The organism is Falsihalocynthiibacter sp. BN13B15, from assembly GCF_041205415.1.
In the GTDB taxonomy this organism is placed as follows: Bacteria; Pseudomonadota; Alphaproteobacteria; order Rhodobacterales; family Rhodobacteraceae; genus Falsihalocynthiibacter; species Falsihalocynthiibacter arcticus.
Genome location: NZ_JBGFCE010000002.1, coordinates 174,140 through 193,207, shown reverse-complemented (window position 1 = coordinate 193,207; position 19,068 = coordinate 174,140). Strand labels below are relative to the sequence as shown.

19 protein-coding genes are annotated in these 19,068 nt (G+C 54.8%); 17 read left to right on the top strand and 2 right to left on the bottom strand.

From position 1 onward, the window contains the following. The first annotated feature begins 210 nt into the window (after nt 1-210). Nucleotides 211-1,443 (top strand): DUF2254 domain-containing protein, encoded by a 1,233-nt coding sequence (locus tag AB9F26_RS03635; RefSeq protein WP_369767295.1) that lies wholly within the window; start codon nt 211-213, stop codon nt 1,441-1,443. Nucleotides 1,444-1,684: 241 nt separating this feature from the next. Further along, nucleotides 1,685-2,437: a heparan-alpha-glucosaminide N-acetyltransferase gene (locus AB9F26_RS03630; protein WP_335583567.1), complete on the top strand. Its 753-nt coding sequence runs from the start codon at nt 1,685-1,687 to the stop codon at nt 2,435-2,437. 36 nt (nt 2,438-2,473) lie between these two features. Here the strand turns inward: AB9F26_RS03630 and AB9F26_RS03625 are convergent, their stop codons facing one another. Both AB9F26_RS03625 and dgoD read right to left on the bottom strand, forming a co-directional pair. Beyond that, a complete protein-coding gene (locus AB9F26_RS03625; protein ID WP_335583568.1) occupies nt 2,474-3,583 on the bottom strand; it encodes a Xaa-Pro peptidase family protein in 1,110 nt (369 codons plus the stop codon). Nucleotides 3,584-3,603: 20 nt separating this feature from the next. Then, nucleotides 3,604-4,752 carry a galactonate dehydratase gene (dgoD, locus tag AB9F26_RS03620; RefSeq protein WP_369755173.1) on the bottom strand — a complete coding sequence of 383 codons (1,149 nt, stop codon included), beginning with the start codon at nt 4,750-4,752 and terminating at the stop codon, nt 3,604-3,606. 235 nt (nt 4,753-4,987) lie between these two features. On the opposite strand from dgoD, the gene AB9F26_RS03615 reads away from it, so the two are divergent. From AB9F26_RS03615 to AB9F26_RS03545, 15 genes are all read left to right on the top strand, one after another. Then, complete coding sequence (locus AB9F26_RS03615; RefSeq protein ID WP_335583570.1) at nt 4,988-6,112, top strand: MlaE family lipid ABC transporter permease subunit; 1,125 nt, start codon at nt 4,988-4,990, stop codon at nt 6,110-6,112. Continuing rightward, nucleotides 6,109-6,912: an ABC transporter ATP-binding protein gene (locus AB9F26_RS03610; protein ID WP_335583571.1), complete on the top strand. Its 804-nt coding sequence runs from the start codon at nt 6,109-6,111 to the stop codon at nt 6,910-6,912. The genes AB9F26_RS03615 and AB9F26_RS03610 overlap by 4 nt, the downstream gene beginning before the upstream one ends. Nucleotides 6,913-6,916: 4 nt before the next feature. Further along, a complete protein-coding gene (locus tag AB9F26_RS03605; protein ID WP_369767294.1) occupies nt 6,917-8,656 on the top strand; it encodes an MlaD family protein in 1,740 nt (579 codons plus the stop codon). Beyond that, nucleotides 8,653-9,288 carry an ABC-type transport auxiliary lipoprotein family protein gene (locus AB9F26_RS03600; protein WP_369767293.1) on the top strand — a complete coding sequence of 212 codons (636 nt, stop codon included), beginning with the start codon at nt 8,653-8,655 and terminating at the stop codon, nt 9,286-9,288. Before AB9F26_RS03605 ends, AB9F26_RS03600 begins: the two co-directional genes overlap by 4 nt. 276 nt (nt 9,289-9,564) lie before the next feature. After that, entirely contained in the window at nt 9,565-10,740 is a 1,176-nt protein-coding gene (locus AB9F26_RS03595) for a cation:proton antiporter (protein WP_369767292.1), read from the top strand. A 261-nt stretch (nt 10,741-11,001) separates the two neighbouring features. Further along, a complete protein-coding gene (locus tag AB9F26_RS03590) occupies nt 11,002-12,096 on the top strand; it encodes a polyheme membrane-associated cytochrome C (protein WP_369767291.1) in 1,095 nt (364 codons plus the stop codon). A gap of 56 nt (nt 12,097-12,152) precedes the next feature. Next, entirely contained in the window at nt 12,153-13,403 is a 1,251-nt protein-coding gene (locus AB9F26_RS03585) for an NADH:ubiquinone reductase (Na(+)-transporting) subunit A (protein WP_369767476.1), read from the top strand. Next, a complete protein-coding gene (locus AB9F26_RS03580; protein WP_335583576.1) occupies nt 13,400-14,212 on the top strand; it encodes an RnfABCDGE type electron transport complex subunit D in 813 nt (270 codons plus the stop codon). Before AB9F26_RS03585 ends, AB9F26_RS03580 begins: the two co-directional genes overlap by 4 nt. Next, on the top strand, nt 14,205-15,011 hold the full coding sequence (gene nqrC, locus AB9F26_RS03575; RefSeq protein ID WP_369755181.1) for an NADH:ubiquinone reductase (Na(+)-transporting) subunit C: 807 nt from the start codon (nt 14,205-14,207) through the stop codon (nt 15,009-15,011). The genes AB9F26_RS03580 and nqrC overlap by 8 nt, the downstream gene beginning before the upstream one ends. 1 nt (nt 15,012) lies before the next feature. Further along, nucleotides 15,013-15,675 (top strand): NADH:ubiquinone reductase (Na(+)-transporting) subunit D, encoded by a 663-nt coding sequence (locus AB9F26_RS03570; RefSeq protein ID WP_369767290.1) that lies wholly within the window; start codon nt 15,013-15,015, stop codon nt 15,673-15,675. Next, the gene (nqrE, locus tag AB9F26_RS03565) at nt 15,672-16,274 is read left to right on the top strand and encodes an NADH:ubiquinone reductase (Na(+)-transporting) subunit E (RefSeq protein WP_335583579.1); all 603 of its coding nucleotides are present in this window, start codon (nt 15,672-15,674) and stop codon (nt 16,272-16,274) included. Before AB9F26_RS03570 ends, nqrE begins: the two co-directional genes overlap by 4 nt. Further along, a complete protein-coding gene (nqrF, locus tag AB9F26_RS03560; protein WP_335583580.1) occupies nt 16,271-17,494 on the top strand; it encodes an NADH:ubiquinone reductase (Na(+)-transporting) subunit F in 1,224 nt (407 codons plus the stop codon). The genes nqrE and nqrF overlap by 4 nt, the downstream gene beginning before the upstream one ends. Nucleotides 17,495-17,497: 3 nt before the next feature. Then, nucleotides 17,498-18,469: an FAD:protein FMN transferase gene (locus AB9F26_RS03555; RefSeq protein ID WP_335583581.1), complete on the top strand. Its 972-nt coding sequence runs from the start codon at nt 17,498-17,500 to the stop codon at nt 18,467-18,469. A gap of 9 nt (nt 18,470-18,478) precedes the next feature. Beyond that, nucleotides 18,479-18,652 carry a (Na+)-NQR maturation NqrM gene (nqrM, locus tag AB9F26_RS03550; protein ID WP_369767289.1) on the top strand — a complete coding sequence of 58 codons (174 nt, stop codon included), beginning with the start codon at nt 18,479-18,481 and terminating at the stop codon, nt 18,650-18,652. Continuing rightward, complete coding sequence (locus tag AB9F26_RS03545; RefSeq protein WP_335583583.1) at nt 18,649-19,047, top strand: CBS domain-containing protein; 399 nt, start codon at nt 18,649-18,651, stop codon at nt 19,045-19,047. The genes nqrM and AB9F26_RS03545 overlap by 4 nt, the downstream gene beginning before the upstream one ends. Nucleotides 19,048-19,068 lie beyond the last annotated feature (21 nt).

Here is a 19,068-nt window from a genome sequence, read left to right as displayed (position 1 = left end):
CGGCGGCGACTCTCGGGATTAAACACTGTTGGTCGCCCTCTTCGCTTCACGTCGGGCTCGTTCGACACCAACCCATTACGCTATTTTGGAATTCGCCTTTCATGCCAGACCCTGCTAGTTTCTCGTTCACTTACAATGTGCATAGCACCTAATGTTATCGAGCCTTACTCTGTGATATCCGTAGGCTTTTGAGGAAGGTATCCGATAAATATGGCGTTCATTCGCAAACTGCTACAGGACACGCGCGCAAGCTATTGGTTCGTACCGAGCGTCATGATGGTTGCCGCCTTGTTATTGGCAATTGGGACTGAGGCTTTAGATCGGCACCCAAACTATTTGCCCTTTTCGCTGCCCAATGGAGTGGTCACGTCCAATGCCGATGCTGTGCGGTCGCTACTGGCTGTCATCGCACAGTCCGTTATCGCTGTAACGGGCGTGATGTTCTCGATGACGATCGTTGCTGTCTCCTTTGCGTCGGCAAATTTCGGGCCAAGGCTCATTGGGAATTTCATGCGGGATAAAGGCACACAGTTTAGTTTGGGTATTTTGATTGCGACCTTTGTCTATGCACTTATGATCCTGCGGTCTGTGCACAATATTGACGATTCCGGTGCAAACTTTGTACCCGTTTTCTCAGTTTTGGTCGCGTTGGGACTGACCCTTGCCTCGGTGGCAACGATGATCTTTTTCATCCACCACGTTCCCGAAATGATCAATCTTGAGAACCTTTGCCATAGTCTTGGATGCAGGTTGCGGGACGAGTTGGTCCGATTGAGCAAAGCACCAACTGCGATGACGGACAAGGAGTCTGTTCAGAACGCTTGGTTTGAGGAGGCTAGTAGTGAGGCCTCCGAGGGGGTAACGCTATTAAGCACGGGGTATATTCAAGCCGTAAACTTAAACCAAATCAAACGCTTGGCGTCCAAAAACGATCTTTATATCGAAGTTTTGGCAATGCCCGGAACATTCACGCACCCACGGAACCTCGCGTTGCGGGTCTGGGGGCAAGAGGCGCTATCGACTAAACTCGTAGGGGAACTTCGGGCTTGTTTTGCAACGGGGTTCGGAAAGTCGGAATCCCAAAACGTACTCTTTCTGGCGGAGCAACTGGTCGAGATCATTGCCCGTGCCTTATCGCCTGGCGTCAACGACCCTTACACCGCCTGTACATGCCTAAACTGGTTACATGCGTCTCTTCAGGAATTGGCCGCGATCAAGGCAGAGGATATCGACCTTTCTCCAAGTCGGGTTCATACGCCGACACTGACCTTCACCAGCCTGTTAGAAATTGCGCATGGAGATAGCCGAGAATACATTTTGAGCGACAACCTCGTTTGCGCGCATGCGGTGAAACTGTTGCGGGGACTGGCGGCAAGCCTTCCGAAGGGACCGCGCCGAGATGCCGTTGATCGAGAAATCGGAGCGCTTCTAGGTGAGAGCTGAACGCGCTGCTGGGGCTCACGTACGGTTCGCGCGCTAAAAAGTTAATATACGCGCCCGATTAACCTAACTTACATCTGCCATTCTCGTGGGTAGGATCGACATTTTCAGCTAGATACAACCTGCCTTGTCATACTATGGTTGACGGCGTTTGCGGTTTTCGCAATTGGCATCACTGTGTGGTTCGAATTGGCTTAACCCCCTTTTTTCTAACACCAAATATAGTGCGGAGCAGGATAGCGTCATGATATCTAAACCAAACCAATCTCAACCGACGGCACGGCTTGTGACTGTGGACGTTTTAAAATCCACAGCCTTGGTCGGCATGATTATTTTTCATTTTGCATATGATTTGGAATTGTTTGGATACCTCGCACAGGGGACAATGGCTCAAAGCACATGGTTAACCTTCGCAAGGATTGTCGCAGGATCATTCCTGTTTCTCTCGGGCGTTGGATTAAGTCTTGCGCATTTCCCTACTATTCGATGGCCAGATTTTCTTCGTCGACTTAAAATCATTGGTCTAGCGGCCCTCGTGATTACATTCGCAACCTACATCGCAGTTCCTGACCAGTTCATTTATTTTGGAATTCTCCACGTCATTGCTATTTCAAGCTTAGCAGGATTACTGTTCTTGCGCATGAATCTCTTGCTCGTGTTTTTGGCCGCAGTCCTTGTGTTCGTCCTCCCCTTCTTTTTCCGAACCGAGGCGTTAAACACACCCATTTTGACATGGATCGGCCTGTCCACGCAGTGGCGCCCGTCAATGGATTTTGAGCCCTTTTTCCCTTGGTTTGCCCCTTTTCTGGCGGGCATATTTTCCGCAAGGTTTGCGAGGCAATTCGGACTCATTTCAGCAGGTCCGCCACCGGAAACCATGCCTAGTTCTTTTTTGAAAAAAATTCGCTGGGCCAGTCGAAATAGTCTCACGATTTATCTCGTCCACCAACCCATCCTGATTGGGGTGCTCTGGGGGTGGAGTCGGCTGGCCCTATAGTGCCTTGGGTTATTCAGCTCTCAAACCTCCCTGCACCTAAGCGCCCAAAACGGGATTCAGCTCAAATGGCGCCACGATTTCACTGCCCGTTGAGGTGACGCGGAGCATATATTCACAGCGCACGCCGCCAACTTCAGGGTCATATGCGCTGGGTTCGATCATCAGGAACATATCTGCTTCAAGTCGGGCGTCCTCATCTGGGACGATCCGTGGAAATTCATGCACAGAAGTCCCGATACCATGCCCAGAATGATGGGGATATACATACCCTTGCTTTTGCATGAAGGCTCGCAAAAGCCGATCAAGTTCACTGACTTTCAAACCTGGGCGAATTTCGGAGATCGCCAAATCAAGCGCCTCTCGGGAAGCTTGGAACATGCGCAAATACGCGTCACTTGGGGTAGCATCCACAATGAATGACCCACAACTGTCGCCCCAGTATCCGTGAACGCGTGGGCCGAGATCGCAAATAATGGGATCGCCTTTTTGTAAAACGCGACTGCTGGGCTGTGTGCCGAGCGTCGCGGTATGCGTCACACCAGCGAGGTATTCGCCCGCAAACGCACAGCGCTCGCCCGCCATATTTTCCATCCGAGCACGTATCCGATTTAGGACATCAAGCTCGCTCGCCCCGACGGATGAACGCTTCCGCGCTTCATCCTGACCAGCGGCGACACAAAGCGCGGCAAAGCGCATCTTTTCAATTTCATGGGGTGTCTTGATGGCCCGAAGCCGTGCGAGATCGTGGTCTATTGAAACACTCGCCCCTCCTAGAATTTCGTTCAGACTCGCAGGGTGGGATCGCGCCTCAATTCCACATTTCCCAGAGACACCCAACCGCTTGGCCATCGCCAGAACAGCCCTGTGAAAATTCGCCGCGACATCCGTCACGGCACACTCAAACCCGCGGTACGTTTCATAATTCACACCACTGATTTGCTCCCCTTCGATATTGGCACAAACAATTCCGACGCTTTGATCGCGGCCAATAAATGCAAGCGTTGGACCACCAGCAAACGGGTTCAAACCGATCTCAATGCCCACGACATGCCCCGTGGCAAAACAAACGGAATCCGCCCCCGTTAGAACGGCCCAATCCACTTTAATCTCGCCCAATACTCCGGCAAGCCGCGCCACGTTTTCCATGTATTCCCCCACAGGCCTCTCTACCACTCGGCAACAGACCCATCCGCATGCCGCCATTCCGGCGCGCGCCACTTATGACCTTTAAGCGCTTGTTTAACCACAAATTCTTCGTTGATTTCAATCCCCAAACCCGGTCCCTCCGGGATATATAAACAGCCCTCCCTCAGATCAAACCCCGTGCCCTCCACCAGATAGTCTTGCATGTCCACGGGTCCATTATAATGCATGCCAAGGCTTTGCTCTTGAAGGACTGCGTTCTGACAGACAGCATCCACTTGCAGGCTAGCCGCAAGCGCAATCGGGCCAAGCGGACAATGCGGGGCAATAGCAACGTCATAGGCCTCGGCCATATGCCCAATGCGAACCATTTCTGAGATCCCTCCCGCATGCGCCGTGTCTGGGTTGATTAAGCTTGCCGCACGGGTCTCAAACACCCGTTTAAAATCATAACGAGAGTGCAAACGCTCTCCGACGGCCAAGGGAATTGAGGTGAATTTCGCCAAATCAGCCATCGCATCGATCTGGCTTGAAGCGACAACATCCTCGACGAAAATTGGCCGCAAAGGTTCGAGTTCCTTGAGGAGAACCTTGGCCATAGGAACATGCACGCGCCCGTGAAAATCAAGCGCAATATCCATTCTGTCGCCGACAAAATCGCGCAACGCCCCCATTTGCGCGACGATACGGTCCACCTCTCGATAACAATCAATCATCCGTAATTCACGGGTCGCATTTAGTTTGGTGCAGTCAAATCCGCGCGCCATAAGGGCCGCGGCCTCAACCTCAAGATTTTGCGGGCGATCGCCCCCAATCCAGCAATAGGAGCGAATGAAATCGCGCACTTTTCCGCCCAGCAACGCGTGGACCGGCGCGTCGTGATAGCGCCCCTTGATATCCCAAAGCGCCATATCGATTCCGGCAATGGCACTCATCAAAACCGGGCCTCCGCGATAGCATCCGTTGCGATAAATCGACTGCCAAATATCTTCGATCATCAACGGATTCCGCCCGATCAGAAAATCCTCAAGCTCGCCGATTTTGGCAGCAAGCGTTTCGGCATGCCCCTCCAAAACGGGTTCGCCCCAGCCACTAATGCCTGCATCCGTTTCAACCTTAAGAAAGAGCCATCTCGGCTCCACCAAATACGTTTTTAATGCGGTAATTTTCATGCGCCTGCCTTTGAAACAAAAACGGCCCCTAGGTCGGCCAAAACGGTACTCGATGCCTTATTGAAACTATAAGACAGCAAAAAACCCGCGCTGTCAGCCCCGTAGGCAGGAACTGGGATAAGGCTGGATTTTGCAGAATCCTTTCATCGCGAGCAAATAGGTATTAGGCTCACACAAATTGCAAATCGGATACCGCGATGAAATCCCTGAAGGGACGCGGCATGAGCCTAGACATATGAATACTGCCAAGCAGCAAATATTAAGTTTTTCTGACGGGGGTGCCACGGGTGAGTTTCACCTTTCTGGTCATCTCACCATCTATACTCTACCACAGGCGATGGCTGTTTTTGAGTGCCAACCCGAGATTTTGAAAGTCGATATTTCGGGACTAGAGCGGCTTGATACAGGCGGCGCGTGGTTTTTACTGACACAGCAAACTCAGGCAGCAGCCTGCGGGCAGAATCTTGAAATTTCCGGTGCAAGTGCTGAAGCCGCAAGCCTGTTCAAGAGCGTTGAAGCCGCAATGCCGCAACCGGACCCCCCGATTGCGCAGCCCCCCTTTTTCCGTGAAATACTGGCGCGGATAGGGGAGCGCGTCGTCTTTGGAGTGAAATTCTTGCTCGCTTTGACGAGTTATTTGGGAATATTCCTACACAGACTTGGGCGTGCAATACGACATCCAAGCGAGTTTCGCCTGACCGCGCTTGTGCATCACTGCGAGGAGGTCGGTCTAAAAGCGGTGCCAATTGTCGCGCTGATGGCGTTTCTGATTGGGGTCGTGCTGGCCTTTCAAGGCTCCACCCAACTCAAACAGTTTGGGGCCGAAGTGTTCGTTGTTGATCTGATTGCGGTTTCGATTTTGCGCGAGTTGGGCATTCTTTTGACCTCTATCATCGTGGCGGGCCGAACCGCTTCTGCTTTCACCGCCGCAATTGGTTCGATGAAAATGCGCGAAGAAATTGATGCCATGCGTACGTTGGGATTGGACCCCGCGATGGTGCTTTTTGTACCGCGCATTCTGGCGCTGTTTCTCATGCTTCCTGTGCTTGGACTGATCGCTGACATTTCGGGGTTGTTCGGCGGTGCGTTGATGGCATGGATTGATCTTGGGATTTCGCCCGAGATGTTTAAGACCCGGCTGATTTCGGGAACGAGTGTTAATCACGTGCTGGTCGGCCTTGTGAAGGCGCCCTTTTTTGCACTCATTATTGGTGTTGTCGGTTGTCATGCGGGCATGCAAGTCGAGAGCAATGCGGAGTCGCTCGGTCGCATGACCTCAAATGCCGTTGTCACCGCGATTTTTGCCGTGATTGTGGCCGACGCTGTCTTTTCGATCTTCTTTGCGAGTATGGGCATATGACCGCACAGGCCTCATACGATGTGATTATCAGCGTACGCGGCATCCGCAATCAATTTGGCCGCCATGTGGTGCATGAGGACCTTGATCTTGATGTCCGACGCGGTGAGATATTGGGCGTTGTGGGTGGGTCGGGGACGGGTAAATCGGTATTGCTGCGTTCGATCGTCGGATTGCAAAAACCAGTAGCGGGCAGCGTGAACGTCCTTGGCGTTGATGTGTTGACGGCTGATGAGGATACCCGCACGGCGCTTGAAGCGCGTTGGGGAGTTATGTTCCAAGATGGCGCGCTTTTCTCATCGCTCACAGTGCGCGAAAACGTCGAGGTCCCGATGCGTGCCATCACGGGACTAGACCCCGAGACGCGCAGCAGTTTGGCCGATTTAAAGATTTCGATGGTAGGCCTGCCTTACAATGCGGGCGACAAGTACCCTTCTGAATTGTCAGGGGGGATGCGCAAAAGGGCGGGGCTTGCGCGGGCCCTAGCACTTGATCCAGAGATCGTGTTCCTAGACGAGCCGACTGCGGGCCTTGACCCTATTGGTGCCGCAGCCTTTGACACACTTATTCGCGGCCTTAGCCACTCTCTTGGCTTGACCGTGTTTCTAGTGACCCATGATTTGGATACATTACATGCGACATGTGACCGGATTGCAGTCCTTGCCGAGCGCAAGGTATTGGTGACAGGAACGATGCAAGAAATGTTGGACGTCGACCACCCGTGGGTCCACGAGTATTTTCACGGACCGCGCGCGCGCGCCGCCGCCTCTGGAGCACAGAGCGGCACACCTTTGGAGGGGTAATATATTGGAAACTCGCGCAAACTTCGTGCTTATCGGCGCATTTACCCTTGCTGGACTGGTGGGCATCATGGCGTTCTTCTTGTGGTTTGCACAAGCGGAACTCGACCGCCAGTTTGCCTATTACGATATCCGGTTTTCTTCGGTTTCCGGTTTGGACAATGCATCCGATGTACGGTTCAGCGGCCTTGCCGTTGGTCAGGTTGTTGATGTGCGTCTAACGCCTGAACGGGATGGCACCATCCTTGTCAGGATCGAAGTGGATGCCGAAACGCCGGTGCGCATCGACAGCGTAGCAACCGTTGAATCACAAGGGGTTACAGGCGTTTCTTATGTCGGAATCGACGCGGGCACACCGTCTGCGGCCTTGCTGATGAGCGGTGCGGATGGCGAGATTCCGGAGATCACCGCCGGTCGCTCGGCTTTGCAATCGCTCTCTGAGGATGCGCCACAATTGTTGGAACGCTCTTTGCAGATTGTAGACGAGCTTGGTCAGATGCTTGGCGACGACAACAAGAACCGCGTTGAACAAATTCTGGTGAATATTGAAGATGCGTCGGGTGAATTCTCACGCACCTTGTCTTCCTTTTCAGGCGTGGCAGATACGGTGGCGGACTTTGCGGACCAGATCAACCAATTCAATGCGACGCTGGATACCTTGACTGGAGACCTCTCGGAAGTGCTCGCCACGGCGGACACGACGCTTGTCTCAATTCGCGAGTTGTCCGAACAGGGAAAGGGCGTTTTATCCGATAGCTCCAAGACGCTAACGGACGCACAGGGCGCAATCATCGAAACCAAAGAGTTCATCGCCCAAGATCTCACCGCAATGGCTGACGAGTTGCGCGCGACCAACACCGATTTGCGGGCGCAACTCACCCTTGTGGCCGAGGACGCCCGCCATATGATGGCGACCTTTAGCACCACAGGCGAGCGCGCGACGCAGCGTTTGGAAGAGGCACAGGCGACGTTGGAAAGCACGAACACCCTCATCCAACAACTAGACGACGCGGCCCTCGCCGTGGAAAATGTGGCGACCCGCACCGACACTTTGATCCGCGACGAGGGCGCACCGCTCCTCACTGAAACGCGCGCTATGGTGGCTGAGGCCAACCGAGCAATCCAACCTGTCGTAACCATAGCGACCGAGGACCTTCCCGCGATTATTGCCGATATTCGGGTGGCCACGGAAAGCTCCCGCAAGGTCATCACAGAGCTTGGCCATGACCTAAAAGCCGCAGGGACCACCGCAAACGAGGTGATGGTCAGCGCCCGCGACACGCTGGAAGACGCCCGCGTTTCCTTTGCCAATGCCAATGTGACCATGTCGACCATCAACGACGCCATGGAAACAGGGGATCGCGCGCTGGCCTCCGCCGAACAAGCGTTCAACGGTGCGGACCGCGTGATCAACGACGATCTGGCGGGGATTATTGCCGGACTTAAAACCACGTTGGACGGGATGAATACGGCAATCGGCAAAGTGTCTGACGACCTGCCAGAGATTTCCGATGACCTGCGGGCCGCAAGTGCCGCCGCCTCGGATGCCTTCGAGCAGTTGCGTCAAGTTGCGGACGCTTCCGGCCCAGCCGTGAGCGAATTTGCGACGGTCGGCCTGCCGCTTTACACGCGACTGGCGCAGGAAAGTCGGACGCTCATTGACAATCTGGATCGGTTGACCAGCCAAATTCAACGCGACCCGACACGCTTCTTCCTTGACCGTGAAACGCCGGAGTTTAAACGATGATCCACCGATCAAACCCATTCGTCATGATCCGCTCTCTTGTCCTCCTAACCGTGGTGTCTGGGTGCTCGGCGCTCACCGCACTCAATGATGTCAGCACACCGCTCGACGTGTATGAATTACGCGCGCCCGTCGATATTCAAGCAACCACGCGCCGACAATTGCCGCGCGACGTGATCATTGAACTGCCCGCAACCAGCGGCGCGCTGGCCACCGATCGAATTATGATCCGCCCCAACGCGCTTCAAGCGCAATATCTGCCCGAGGTTCGTTGGAGCGATGCCACGCCGGTGATGGTGCAGACTCTGATGTTGCGGTCAGTTGAGGCAACAGGCGCGGTGCGTTATGTCGGGCGGCAGCCACTCGCGTCCCATGGAGACTTTGCCGTCGTGACCGAGTTGGTCGATTTTCAGGCTGAACTTAATGCCGACACACAAACGGCAACAGTACAGCTAAAACTAATTGTAAGAGTCATTCGAGAGAGCGACGCCAAAATTGTCGCCAGCAAAACATTTAGGGCAAGTGCCCCATCAGCTTCGACAGAAACACAAATCTTAGTCGAAGCTTTTAACGCGGCCTCGACGGTTTTGTTTTCAGAATTTGCGGGCTGGTTGCCTAGTGTGTTGAGTTCCTAATCGGGTTCAGTTCGGCCAAACAATAAAGCCGCGCTCAGGTTCCTCTACGTTAAAGAAAACGGGGCGATTGGTATTCTTTTTCCAGTTTGATTTCAATCAAGGTCAATCCGTCCGCCTGCCCGTATCCATCAAGGCACCGGCACAAATCTTGGAGACACGCCTTGACCCACCATCCAATTTTTGTGGCACACAAACGCCTTTCCCGTTGTCGCTCGACGCCACTGAATTCGACCACACGAAATCTAGGGCGTGCTCGCCAATATGGACGTTGCGATCATGGCCCCGTTTGAGTCCTTCCTCGCCCTTGGTGGCCTTTTTCTGTTAGGCTTAGCGGCCGATCACATTGGACGCCGGACGTGGCTGCCGCGCGTAACCCTCCTCCTGTTGTGCGGTCTTGCGTTTGGTGACGCGGGTGTCGGAATAATTCCTCAGGCCATCACGGATTGGTCCGAATTCTTATCTGTCACGGCCCTGACAATGGTAGCCTTCTTGCTCGGTGGGACTCTGAAAGCCGACACAATCCGCGCCAGCGGTGTGGCAATTCTCACGATCTCAGTGTCGATTGTCATAGCAACTCTGCTGTTGGTAAGTTTGGGCTTGTGGGGGCTGGGCTTCCCACTCGGGCTAGCGCTGATCCTTGCCGCCATCGCAACCGCCACCGACCCCGCCGCGACCAATGACGTCATCGCTCAATCCGGCATCACAAACCGCTTCACCAATACTCTCAAAGGGGTTGTCGCCATAGATGATGCGTGGGGATTGATTGTTTTCAGCGTTGTCCTTGTTATCGCGTCGCAATTAAACGGGGCGTCCACAGAGGGCGAGCTTGGAAAAATCGTCTGGGAGATCGGGGGTGCCGTTGGGTTGGGCATTGTCATCGGCCTTCCGGGTGCGTTTATGACGGGTCGTATCAGCGACGGGGACCCTTTGGAAACCGAGGCCTTGGGTTTAGTCTTTATGGCGGCGGGTCTTGCTTTGTGGCTTGAAGTTTCGTTTCTAATTGCGGGCATGACCGCCGGTGCACTCATCGTAAATCTCGCAAAACATCACACCAAAGCGTTTCATGAAATCGAGCACCTTCAGTGGCCTTTTATGATCCTGTTTTTCGTCCTCGCGGGGGCATCTCTGGAAGTTGACGCCTTATGGGCGCTGGGTTTTCTGGGGGCGACTTACGTTATTTTACGTCTGATCGCGCGCATAATTGGCGGGTGGATTGGGGCATCCCTTGGGGGATTGCCCCGCGCACAACGCCCCTTTGTCGGCACCGCTCTGCTCGCGCAGGCTGGGGTTGCGATTGGAATGGCCCTTGTGGCCGCGCAGAGATTTCCTGAGTGGGGGTCGCAAATCATGGCGATAACAATTGGCACGACGGTCCTGTTTGAAATAATAGGCCCGATTGCTACCCTGCTCGCCATCCGCAAGGTTACCAAACCCGCCAAACAAGATTCTTGAGCACAAATGTAAAACGGGTTGGTCCGGAACGCGCTGGCGTGGGCTGAGGCCATTCGACAGCCCCTTTTGGCTCAATCTTATCTCTTTAGAACGACACAGGTGTTAAGTCATAACATGAGGTCTGGTCTGAGCGTTTTAAGAGCTATTGTCGTTTTCAGTATGTAGTTGTTGCGGGCAATATTGATCGAGATCAAGGAATTTCCGCCGTCACTGGGTAGTCTATTGAGAATTATTTCACTTCAATTTTCGAGGTAGTTCCCAATGGTATTTCGCGTTTTTTGGAAAGTTTCACTGTGCCTTGGGCTGGCACTGGGGGCAAGTTTGTCGATCTCTGCCTCGGCTCAGAACGCGCCAACAAATGAGGAAATACTCGAGGCATGGCTGTCATCGCCACACGCAGACTCAACGCGCGAGGCCTTCCGTCATTGGGATACTGAGGGCGAAATTCCCGGCACTTGCGCGGTTTGCCATTCCTCAACGGGCATAATCGACTACTTGGCGGCGCCACAAACAATGCCCGGCCTCATTGATCACCCCGTTCCTATCGGAACGACCGTGGAGTGTAGCGCGTGCCACAATGACGGTGCCAAAGGCTTGAGCGAGGTCCTGTTTCCAAACGGAACAACCGTCAGCACGCCAAACAGTTCGGCAATCTGTAGCGTTTGCCATCAGGGGCGGAGTTCCTCGGAGCAAGTGGAAGCCAGCGTGGCGGAAATGGGCGAAGATATCGTCTCGGCCGAGATCAAATTCATCAATATCCACTACGCGGCGGCCGCCTCCACCCAGCTTGGAAACACGGCGCGTGGTGGTTACCAATATGAGGGCCGCAACTATGTCGGACCCTTCGCGCATGTCGAAACTTTAGGAACCTGCGTCAGTTGCCACAACCCTCATGACACGCGCGTTAAGTTGGAGAGTTGTACAACCTGTCATCAGGGTGCCGCCGACTTCCGCGCCATCCGTACCACGCCACTGGATATTCTGGGCGACGGCAATACGACAGCAGGCATCGGAGTTGTGATCTCCCAATTGCATGATCAATTGAACGCTGCGATCATGACCTATTCCCAAGAAATCGGCGGCGGAGCGATTGTGTACTCCGGCGCAGCCTATCCGTATTTTTTCAATGATCTCAATGCCGACGGCACCGCAGACCCAACAGAAACCGTCTTTCCGAACGCCTATAAAAGCTGGACGCCGCGTCTCCTGAAGGCCGCCTATAACTATCAATTCGTCAGCAAGGATAAGGGCGCATTTGCCCATAATGCGCACTATGTGATCCAATTGATGATTGATAGCATCGAAAGCCTATCCGAAGTTGCCACCGTAGACGCAACAGGCTTCACACGGCCATGAGCACGCGTCGGGAGGCTTTGATTGCTCCCTTCCGATCCGAATGAGGGAGCTTAGTTCTGTTTAATTTACAAAAAGGCCTAGAGGGAAACATGGGCTTGGGGCCTGATAGCCCCCTCCCCGAAACGCGTTCCGTGCGCACAGTTGCGCTCATGGGGCGGGACTATCCCGGTGTGTCGTTTGACCTTTGTGTGGCCGAAAATGATCAGGTCGGCGCGGGGCAGACCCTCTGTACCGACCGTCGCCATCCGGAAATTTGTTTTGTCGCCACAGTTGCAGGCCGTGTGAGCCAAATAAAACGGGGACGGCGGCGCAGTTTGGACACGTTGGAAATCACGGCCCAAGGTGACGCCGAACATGTTTTTGACATCGCCCAAGCCCAGAATGATGACGCAGCATTGCGTCAGCTTTTGTTAAAAAGTGGTGCATGGACCAGCTTTCAAACCCGCCCTTTTGGCTTTCTACCCGATCCAAAAACCAAACCTTCGGCAATTTTTGTCACTGCTATAGACACCCACCCCTTGTCCGCCGACCCTGCCAAGGTTTTGGCATCCCAACCACAAAATTTCCTACGCGGTATCGAGGCACTTTTGCGGTTAACAGACGGACCAGTGTACCTCTGTCAAAAGCCCGGATCCCCCTTGGCTCCCGAGCGCGCACGTCTCAAGGTCGCACCTTTTTCCGGCCCCCATCCCGCAGGACTGGCCGGTACCCACATCCACGCCCTCTCGCCCGTTTCGCGGCAACGAACCGTTTGGCAAATCGGCTATCAGGACGTTCTCGCGATTGGCCATTTGCTGGAAACCGGTCGCATCATGTCGTCGCGCACCGTATCTGTTGCTGGTTCTGGCCTGTCCAAACCAGTGTTGGTCACGGCGCCTTTAGGTGCAAAATTGACAGATCTGGTGGCGGACCCCACCCAAACCTTGCAATCTGGCGCGATTTTTTCTGGCCGTGAGGCCGCGTTTCTCGGGCGTTTTGATTTGCAAGTAACTTGCAATGATAGCGACGCCCACGTCCTTCCTTCACGACCGTTTTGGCACAAACTAATGGATCGCCTCCCCATCCCCCAAAACGGTGCTACCCTGCCGTTGGAAGCCTTTGAGCGTGCATTTCCCTTTGATATATTGCCTATCCCATTGATGCGCGCCTTGGCCGTGGGGGATGTGGAAACAGCGGAACGCCTAGGTTGTCTCGAGCTTTTGGAAGAAGATCTTGCCCTCCTGACGTGGCTCTGCCCCTCGGGCAACGACTACGGCACACTTTTGCGCCACGCACTGAATACGCTGGCCAAGGAGCACGTCGAATGAGACGGCAAAACGCTTATCTACCCCCTCTTTGGAACTCCTATCGGGTAACGGCGGCGACTTGCTTTGCCCTTTTGCCGCCCTTGGCGCTCACGTTTTCTGAGCGTGGTGTCACAATTTTACTGCCCCTTGTGGTGGCGCTTGCTTTGGCGGGGGGCTGGGCGTTTGCGTTTTCTCGCTTGCGACACAAGCCCATAGATTGGCACGGCATTGTGACCGCTTTGGTTTTCATTCTTCTGGCACCAAGTACGGTTCCGCTGTGGCAACAGGGCCTCGCGCTGACGTTTGGCCTTGTGCTGGGCGACCTGATTTTTGGTGAACGCGGGCGTGGTTTTTTAAATGCGAGTGTTGTCGCCCTTGCATTCCTTCTGTTTTCTTTCCCTGGCATCACGAGCGGGACAGACGGCCCTTCAGCGGCGATCGCAGCAGGGATAAGTGGCGCGTTATTACTGGTATTCGGTCTTTTATCATGGCGCATTGTTGTCGGATTTTGTATCGGACTTTTGGCAATAACAACGCTTCTAGGCACCTCCCCAGACTGGACGGCCCTACAAAGTGCGACCCTTATCCTTGGCCTTGTGTTCCTCATCGGTGATCCGGTCGCAGCCGCCAGTACCAATGTTGGACGCTGGCTTTACGGTGGTTTTTCAGGCGGGCTTCTCGTGATCCTTGGTCAAGCTGCTGGTGGCACCGTATCCCTGAACGCGGTGGTCTTTACCGCCCTTCTGGCGAGCATCTTTGCCCCATTGATCGATCAAATCGTTATAACCGCCAATGTTAGGCGAAGGGCAAAAAGGCAGGCCCATGACTGAATTCTCCCCCCTCACTTGGTGGCGTCGTTTTCTGGCCCTTCCCAATGATAATCGTGTCAAAACTTTGGGAGTCGCCTTTCTGGTCGCGCTGATTTCCGCCCTCACCGTGTCCCTCACATCCGTTTTGCTTCAACCACGTCAACAGGCGCATATTGATGCCGCCCGTGAAGCCAAATTTGCCGCGATGGTGGCCACCCTCCCCGGATTAGCGGATATTTTGCGCGAGACAGGCGCGGAAACATTGGACACCGTGATTGTCGATCTAGCGGCTGGAAAAATAGACGAAACCATCGACGCCGCCAGCTATGATTTCCTCGCGGCGCAGACCGATTCAAGCCAAAGCACCCCCCTCCTACCGGAGGTTGACCTCGCCGCAATTAAAGTACGGCCAAATCATGCCCCCGTGTATTTGCTACGTGGGAACAAAGGCTTGGCGCTTGTTGTCCTGCCGATTTATGGTGCGGGATATCAATCAACCCTCCGCGCGTACCTTGCCCTTGAAGGGGATTTGAACACTGTTGCGGGCCTGAGCATCTATGAGCAAGGCGAGACTCCCGGACTTGGATCACGTGTCACCGATCCGGCATGGTTGGCGCAATGGTCGGGCAAACAGACGGCCAACACGGCCGGTGAAATCACCATATCGGTGGTGCGCGGCACGGGCGCAACCCCGTTCGAAGTGGACGGCATTGCGGGGGCAACGCGCTCGACGACGGGGCTTTCAAATCTCGTGCGTTTCTGGCTGGGCGCGGATGGATATGGCCCGTTCCTGAAGCGCCTTAAGTCGGGGGACATGTAAAATGACCAGATCAAACATGCACTATCTGACGGCGCCAATGATTGACAATAACCCCATTACTTTGCAAATGCTGGGTATCTGCTCGGCGTTGGCTGTGACCACCGCGCTGGACACCGCCTTGACCATGAGCCTTGCCTTGATGGCGGTTCTAGCCGCCGCCAGCACAGCGATCAGTTTGATCCGAAATCACCTGCCTTCGTCGATCCGCCTCGTGGTGCAAATCACTATCATTGCCTCGCTCGTGATCGTCGCCGATCAGGTGCTGCGCGCTTTTGCGTTTGAGATTAGCCAGCGGTTGTCGGTGTTTGTCGGGCTGATCGTGACCAACTGCATCGTGCTGGGCCGCGCGGAATCCTTTGCGATGCGCAATCCGGTTTGGCCGAGCCTGTTGGACGGTTTGGGCAACGGGCTTGGTTATGGAATGATCCTCATGATCGTGGCGACAATCCGCGAGTTTTTGGGGTCTGGTTCCCTGTTCGGTCAACAAGTTCTGCCCTTGGTTGCGACAGGTGGCTGGTTCCAACCGCTTGGCTTCATGCTCCTTGCACCAAGCGCCTTCTTCATCATCGGCCTGATGATCTGGGGCATCCGCTCGCACCGCCCTGCACAAATCGAAGACGATGAATTTCCGATCTTGCCCGCACGCGTGGGGGATCAGCCATGATCGAACTTTTCGTTCAATCCGTCCTTCAGGAAAACCTTGCGCTCACCTTCTTCCTCGGGATCTGCACCTTCCTTGCTGTATCAAAACGGGTGGAAACGGCCTTTGGGCTTGGGATTGCGATGATCGTGGTTCAATCCATCACCGTACCGGTGAACCACTTGATATTTCAGGGCCTTTTGATTGAGGGAGCTTGGGCGTGGGCCGGCCTGCCCGAAGTTAATCTGACGTTCCTGAAGCTGATTTCCTTCATCGGGGTGATTGCGGCACTTGTTCAAATCCTTGAAATGACCCTTGATCGCTATGCCCCTACCCTGCACCGAAGCCTTGGTGTTTTCTTGCCGCTCATCACGGTTAATTGCGCCATTCTCGGGGGAAGTCTGTTCATGGTCGAACGACAATATACTTTGCCCGAAAGCATGGTTTATGGCTTTGGCAGTGGTGTTGGATGGGCTCTCGCAATTGTCGCTTTTGCCGCCATCCGCGAACGGCTTCGCTATGCGGATGTGCCCGAAGGCCTGCGCGGATTGGGTCTGGCTTTCATCGTGACGGGCCTGATGTCTATGGGCTTTTCGGCGTTTGTCGGAGTGAGCCTGCCATGATTGAGGTCCTGCTAGGAAGCGTGGTTTTTGTTTGTATTGTCCTGTTGCTGGCCACAGTTGTACTGGCGGCGCGCGCCTTTCTGATGCCCGCAAAAAACGTGACGATTCAAGTAAACGGACGTCAGGAAATCACGGCCAAGACGGGCAACAAACTCCTCACGATCCTCTCGGACGGTGGGATGGTCATTCCATCGGCCTGTGGGGGCGCGGGAACCTGCGGTCAGTGTCGCGTTCAGGTGATGGAAGGCCGCACACCAGCCCTCCAAACCGAAACGGCGTTGCTGTCGCGCCAAGATATTGCCAAGGGTGTGCGGTTGGCCTGTCAAACCACCCTACGGGACAACATATCGATCACCCTGCCCGAAAGCATGCTGCGAGCCAAGTCGTGGGTTTGTCAGGTGGTTTCGAGCCGCTCCGTTGCGCCACTTATCCGCGAAATTGTGTTGGATCTGCCCACAGGCACCGACTTTACTTTCATCCCAGGCGCGTTTGTCACAGTTGAGGCGCCGGCGTATACATTGCGGTTTTCGGACTACGCAGTTTCACCCGAGCATCAGGCCGCATGGGACAAAATGGGCGTGAACGATTTAACCGCCAGCAGCCAAGAAAACACCTCCCGCGCCTATTCCATCGCCACGGCAGCAGGGGAAAAGGCTGGGCGCATTGTCTTGCTTGTCCGGCTTGCCCTGCCCCCGCCAAATCACGCAGATCTGCCACCTGGGATTGTATCGTCGTGGCTGTTTGGCTGCGCTGAAGGGGATAAGGTGAACGTGTCGGGCCCCTTCGGCACCTTCGCCGCACAGGACAGTAAACGCGAAATGGTTTTCATCGGCGGCGGAGTCGGCATGGCCCCCCTGCGGGCGATCATCTCGGACCAATTGGAGCAACAAGGCGCCACGCGCAAAATCAGCTTTTGGTATGGCGCGCGCAGTCGTATGGATTTATTTTACGAACAGGAATTTGAATTCTTACAGGAAAAACACACCCATTTTCATTGGACCGCAGCGCTCTCGGACCCCGCCCCCGACGACAACTGGCAAGGCGAAACGGGCTTTATTCATGAGGTTGCTTTGCGCTGTCATCTTGCCGCACATCCAGCACCGCATGATTGCGAATACTACCTCTGCGGACCGCCCCTAATGATCCGCGCCGTACTAACGATGCTGGACGATCTTGGGGTCGATCCTGAGCGAATTTTCAATGATGATTTTGGAGGGTAGCCCATGACATACACACGACGCAAATTCTTGGTAGGCACAGGTGCGATGTTTTGGGCAACGGCACTTAGGGCGCAAACCCGTGATGTCCTGCAAATCGAAGGACCAGCCTTTGGCGCAAGTTGGCGGATCAGAATTGCCGCCGGAGCCGATGCGGGCGCGATTGTGTCCGCTGTCAAAGGCATTGTCACCTCGGTGGACGGCGCCATGTCGCCCTTCCTGCCAATGTCCGAAATCTCGCGTTTCAACCGAATGAAAACGCTGGAATGGGTGCCCCTGTCGGCGCAAACCCACACTACAATCCGCGAGGCCAAACGCGTGGCGACCCTCACACGCGGCGCTTTTGATCCCACACTCGGTGGCGTGGCCGGACGCTATGGATTTGGTCCCATAACACAGCAACCCGCGGGCAGATTTGGCGATCTGGAACTCGGCGCACAAAGCGCGAAAAAAGCCCATATTTCCCAAACGCTCGACCTCTGTGGCATTGCCAAGGGCCACGCATTGGACCGGATCGCCACGGCGCTAAAGACCCTTGGCCAGGCCAGCTTTTTCATTGAACTCGGCGGAGAGGTTTATGCGCTGGGGCATCACCCTGCGGGTCGCCCTTGGTACGCTGGTATCGAGCGCCCAGAGCCACAATCCGCCGCGCTTCAACGTGTTGTGGCCATTGACGGCGAGGCCTTGGCCACGTCTGGGGATCGCGTTAACCGTTTTGATTTCAACGGTCGACGCTACGGCCATATTATTGATCCAAAGCTTAAGCGACCAGCCGATACCCCCCTTGCCTGCGTAAGTGTTTTTGCACCACAGGCAATCACCGCCGATGCCTTGGCCACGGCCCTTTTCGCAATGGGCCCCGAGCAAGGCATTTCGTTTGCCAACCGTGAGCATATCCCCGCATTGTTCGTGGTACGGGATGCAAGCGGTCTGCGGGAGGTTATGACGGCCAACTTCTCAACGCGGATTATTGGATAGGGAACGCGGATGATCACTTTTGGTATAACACTCGGCCTCATCCTTCTGGCAATCATCGGCCTGTCATTGGGAGCTATCTTTGGACGTGCTCCGATCAAGGGATCTTGCGGCGGGTTGGCTTGCATTCCCAGCGCGGAATGTTCCGTCTGCCCCAAGCGATCTAGCAAAGGGAGCTCGACATGAATTCTCAGCCGCGCGTAAGCGATTATATGACGATCGACTTGACCCTCCTGCGCCCAGAAATGCGCATTCTGGAGGCTATGAAAGTGTTGCTGGACAAGCGGATTTCGGGAGCGCCGGTTGTCGATGCGGACGGTGCTCTGGTTGGCGTTCTTTCCAAGAAAGATTGCCTGCGCGCCGCCCTCAATGCCGCGTATTATCAGGAATGGGGTTGCGCAGTCTCGGGCTACATGAGCGCCAAAGTTGAGACAATGGAGGCCGAGACGGACCTTGTCACCGCTGCGGAGCACTTCCTTGCCAGTAATTTTCGTCGTTTTCCTGTTGTGCAAGACGGGCGTTTGGTCGGACAAGTCAGCCGCGCGGATATCCTAAAAGCGCTTCTGGAAAACTGGCAGTGAGGCCAAGGGACGCGGCCATTA

What these genes read in the sequence shown, in the direction of transcription:
- AB9F26_RS03635 (WP_369767295.1), top strand. Translation starts at nt 211, where the DNA reads ATGGCGTTCATTCGCAAACTGCTACAGGACACGCGCGCAAGCTATTGG.
- AB9F26_RS03630 (WP_335583567.1), top strand. Translation starts at nt 1,685, where the DNA reads ATGATATCTAAACCAAACCAATCTCAACCGACGGCACGGCTTGTGACT.
- AB9F26_RS03625 (WP_335583568.1), bottom strand. Translation starts at nt 3,583, where the DNA reads ATGGAAAACGTGGCGCGGCTTGCCGGAGTATTGGGCGAGATTAAAGTG.
- dgoD (WP_369755173.1), bottom strand. Translation starts at nt 4,752, where the DNA reads ATGAAAATTACCGCATTAAAAACGTATTTGGTGGAGCCGAGATGGCTC.
- AB9F26_RS03615 (WP_335583570.1), top strand. Translation starts at nt 4,988, where the DNA reads ATGAATACTGCCAAGCAGCAAATATTAAGTTTTTCTGACGGGGGTGCC.
- AB9F26_RS03610 (WP_335583571.1), top strand. Translation starts at nt 6,109, where the DNA reads ATGACCGCACAGGCCTCATACGATGTGATTATCAGCGTACGCGGCATC.
- AB9F26_RS03600 (WP_369767293.1), top strand. Translation starts at nt 8,653, where the DNA reads ATGATCCACCGATCAAACCCATTCGTCATGATCCGCTCTCTTGTCCTC.
- AB9F26_RS03595 (WP_369767292.1), top strand. Translation starts at nt 9,565, where the DNA reads ATGGCCCCGTTTGAGTCCTTCCTCGCCCTTGGTGGCCTTTTTCTGTTA.
- AB9F26_RS03590 (WP_369767291.1), top strand. Translation starts at nt 11,002, where the DNA reads ATGGTATTTCGCGTTTTTTGGAAAGTTTCACTGTGCCTTGGGCTGGCA.
- AB9F26_RS03580 (WP_335583576.1), top strand. Translation starts at nt 13,400, where the DNA reads ATGAGACGGCAAAACGCTTATCTACCCCCTCTTTGGAACTCCTATCGG.
- nqrC (WP_369755181.1), top strand. Translation starts at nt 14,205, where the DNA reads ATGACTGAATTCTCCCCCCTCACTTGGTGGCGTCGTTTTCTGGCCCTT.
- AB9F26_RS03570 (WP_369767290.1), top strand. Translation starts at nt 15,013, where the DNA reads ATGACCAGATCAAACATGCACTATCTGACGGCGCCAATGATTGACAAT.
- nqrE (WP_335583579.1), top strand. Translation starts at nt 15,672, where the DNA reads ATGATCGAACTTTTCGTTCAATCCGTCCTTCAGGAAAACCTTGCGCTC.
- nqrF (WP_335583580.1), top strand. Translation starts at nt 16,271, where the DNA reads ATGATTGAGGTCCTGCTAGGAAGCGTGGTTTTTGTTTGTATTGTCCTG.
- AB9F26_RS03555 (WP_335583581.1), top strand. Translation starts at nt 17,498, where the DNA reads ATGACATACACACGACGCAAATTCTTGGTAGGCACAGGTGCGATGTTT.
- nqrM (WP_369767289.1), top strand. Translation starts at nt 18,479, where the DNA reads ATGATCACTTTTGGTATAACACTCGGCCTCATCCTTCTGGCAATCATC.
- AB9F26_RS03545 (WP_335583583.1), top strand. Translation starts at nt 18,649, where the DNA reads ATGAATTCTCAGCCGCGCGTAAGCGATTATATGACGATCGACTTGACC.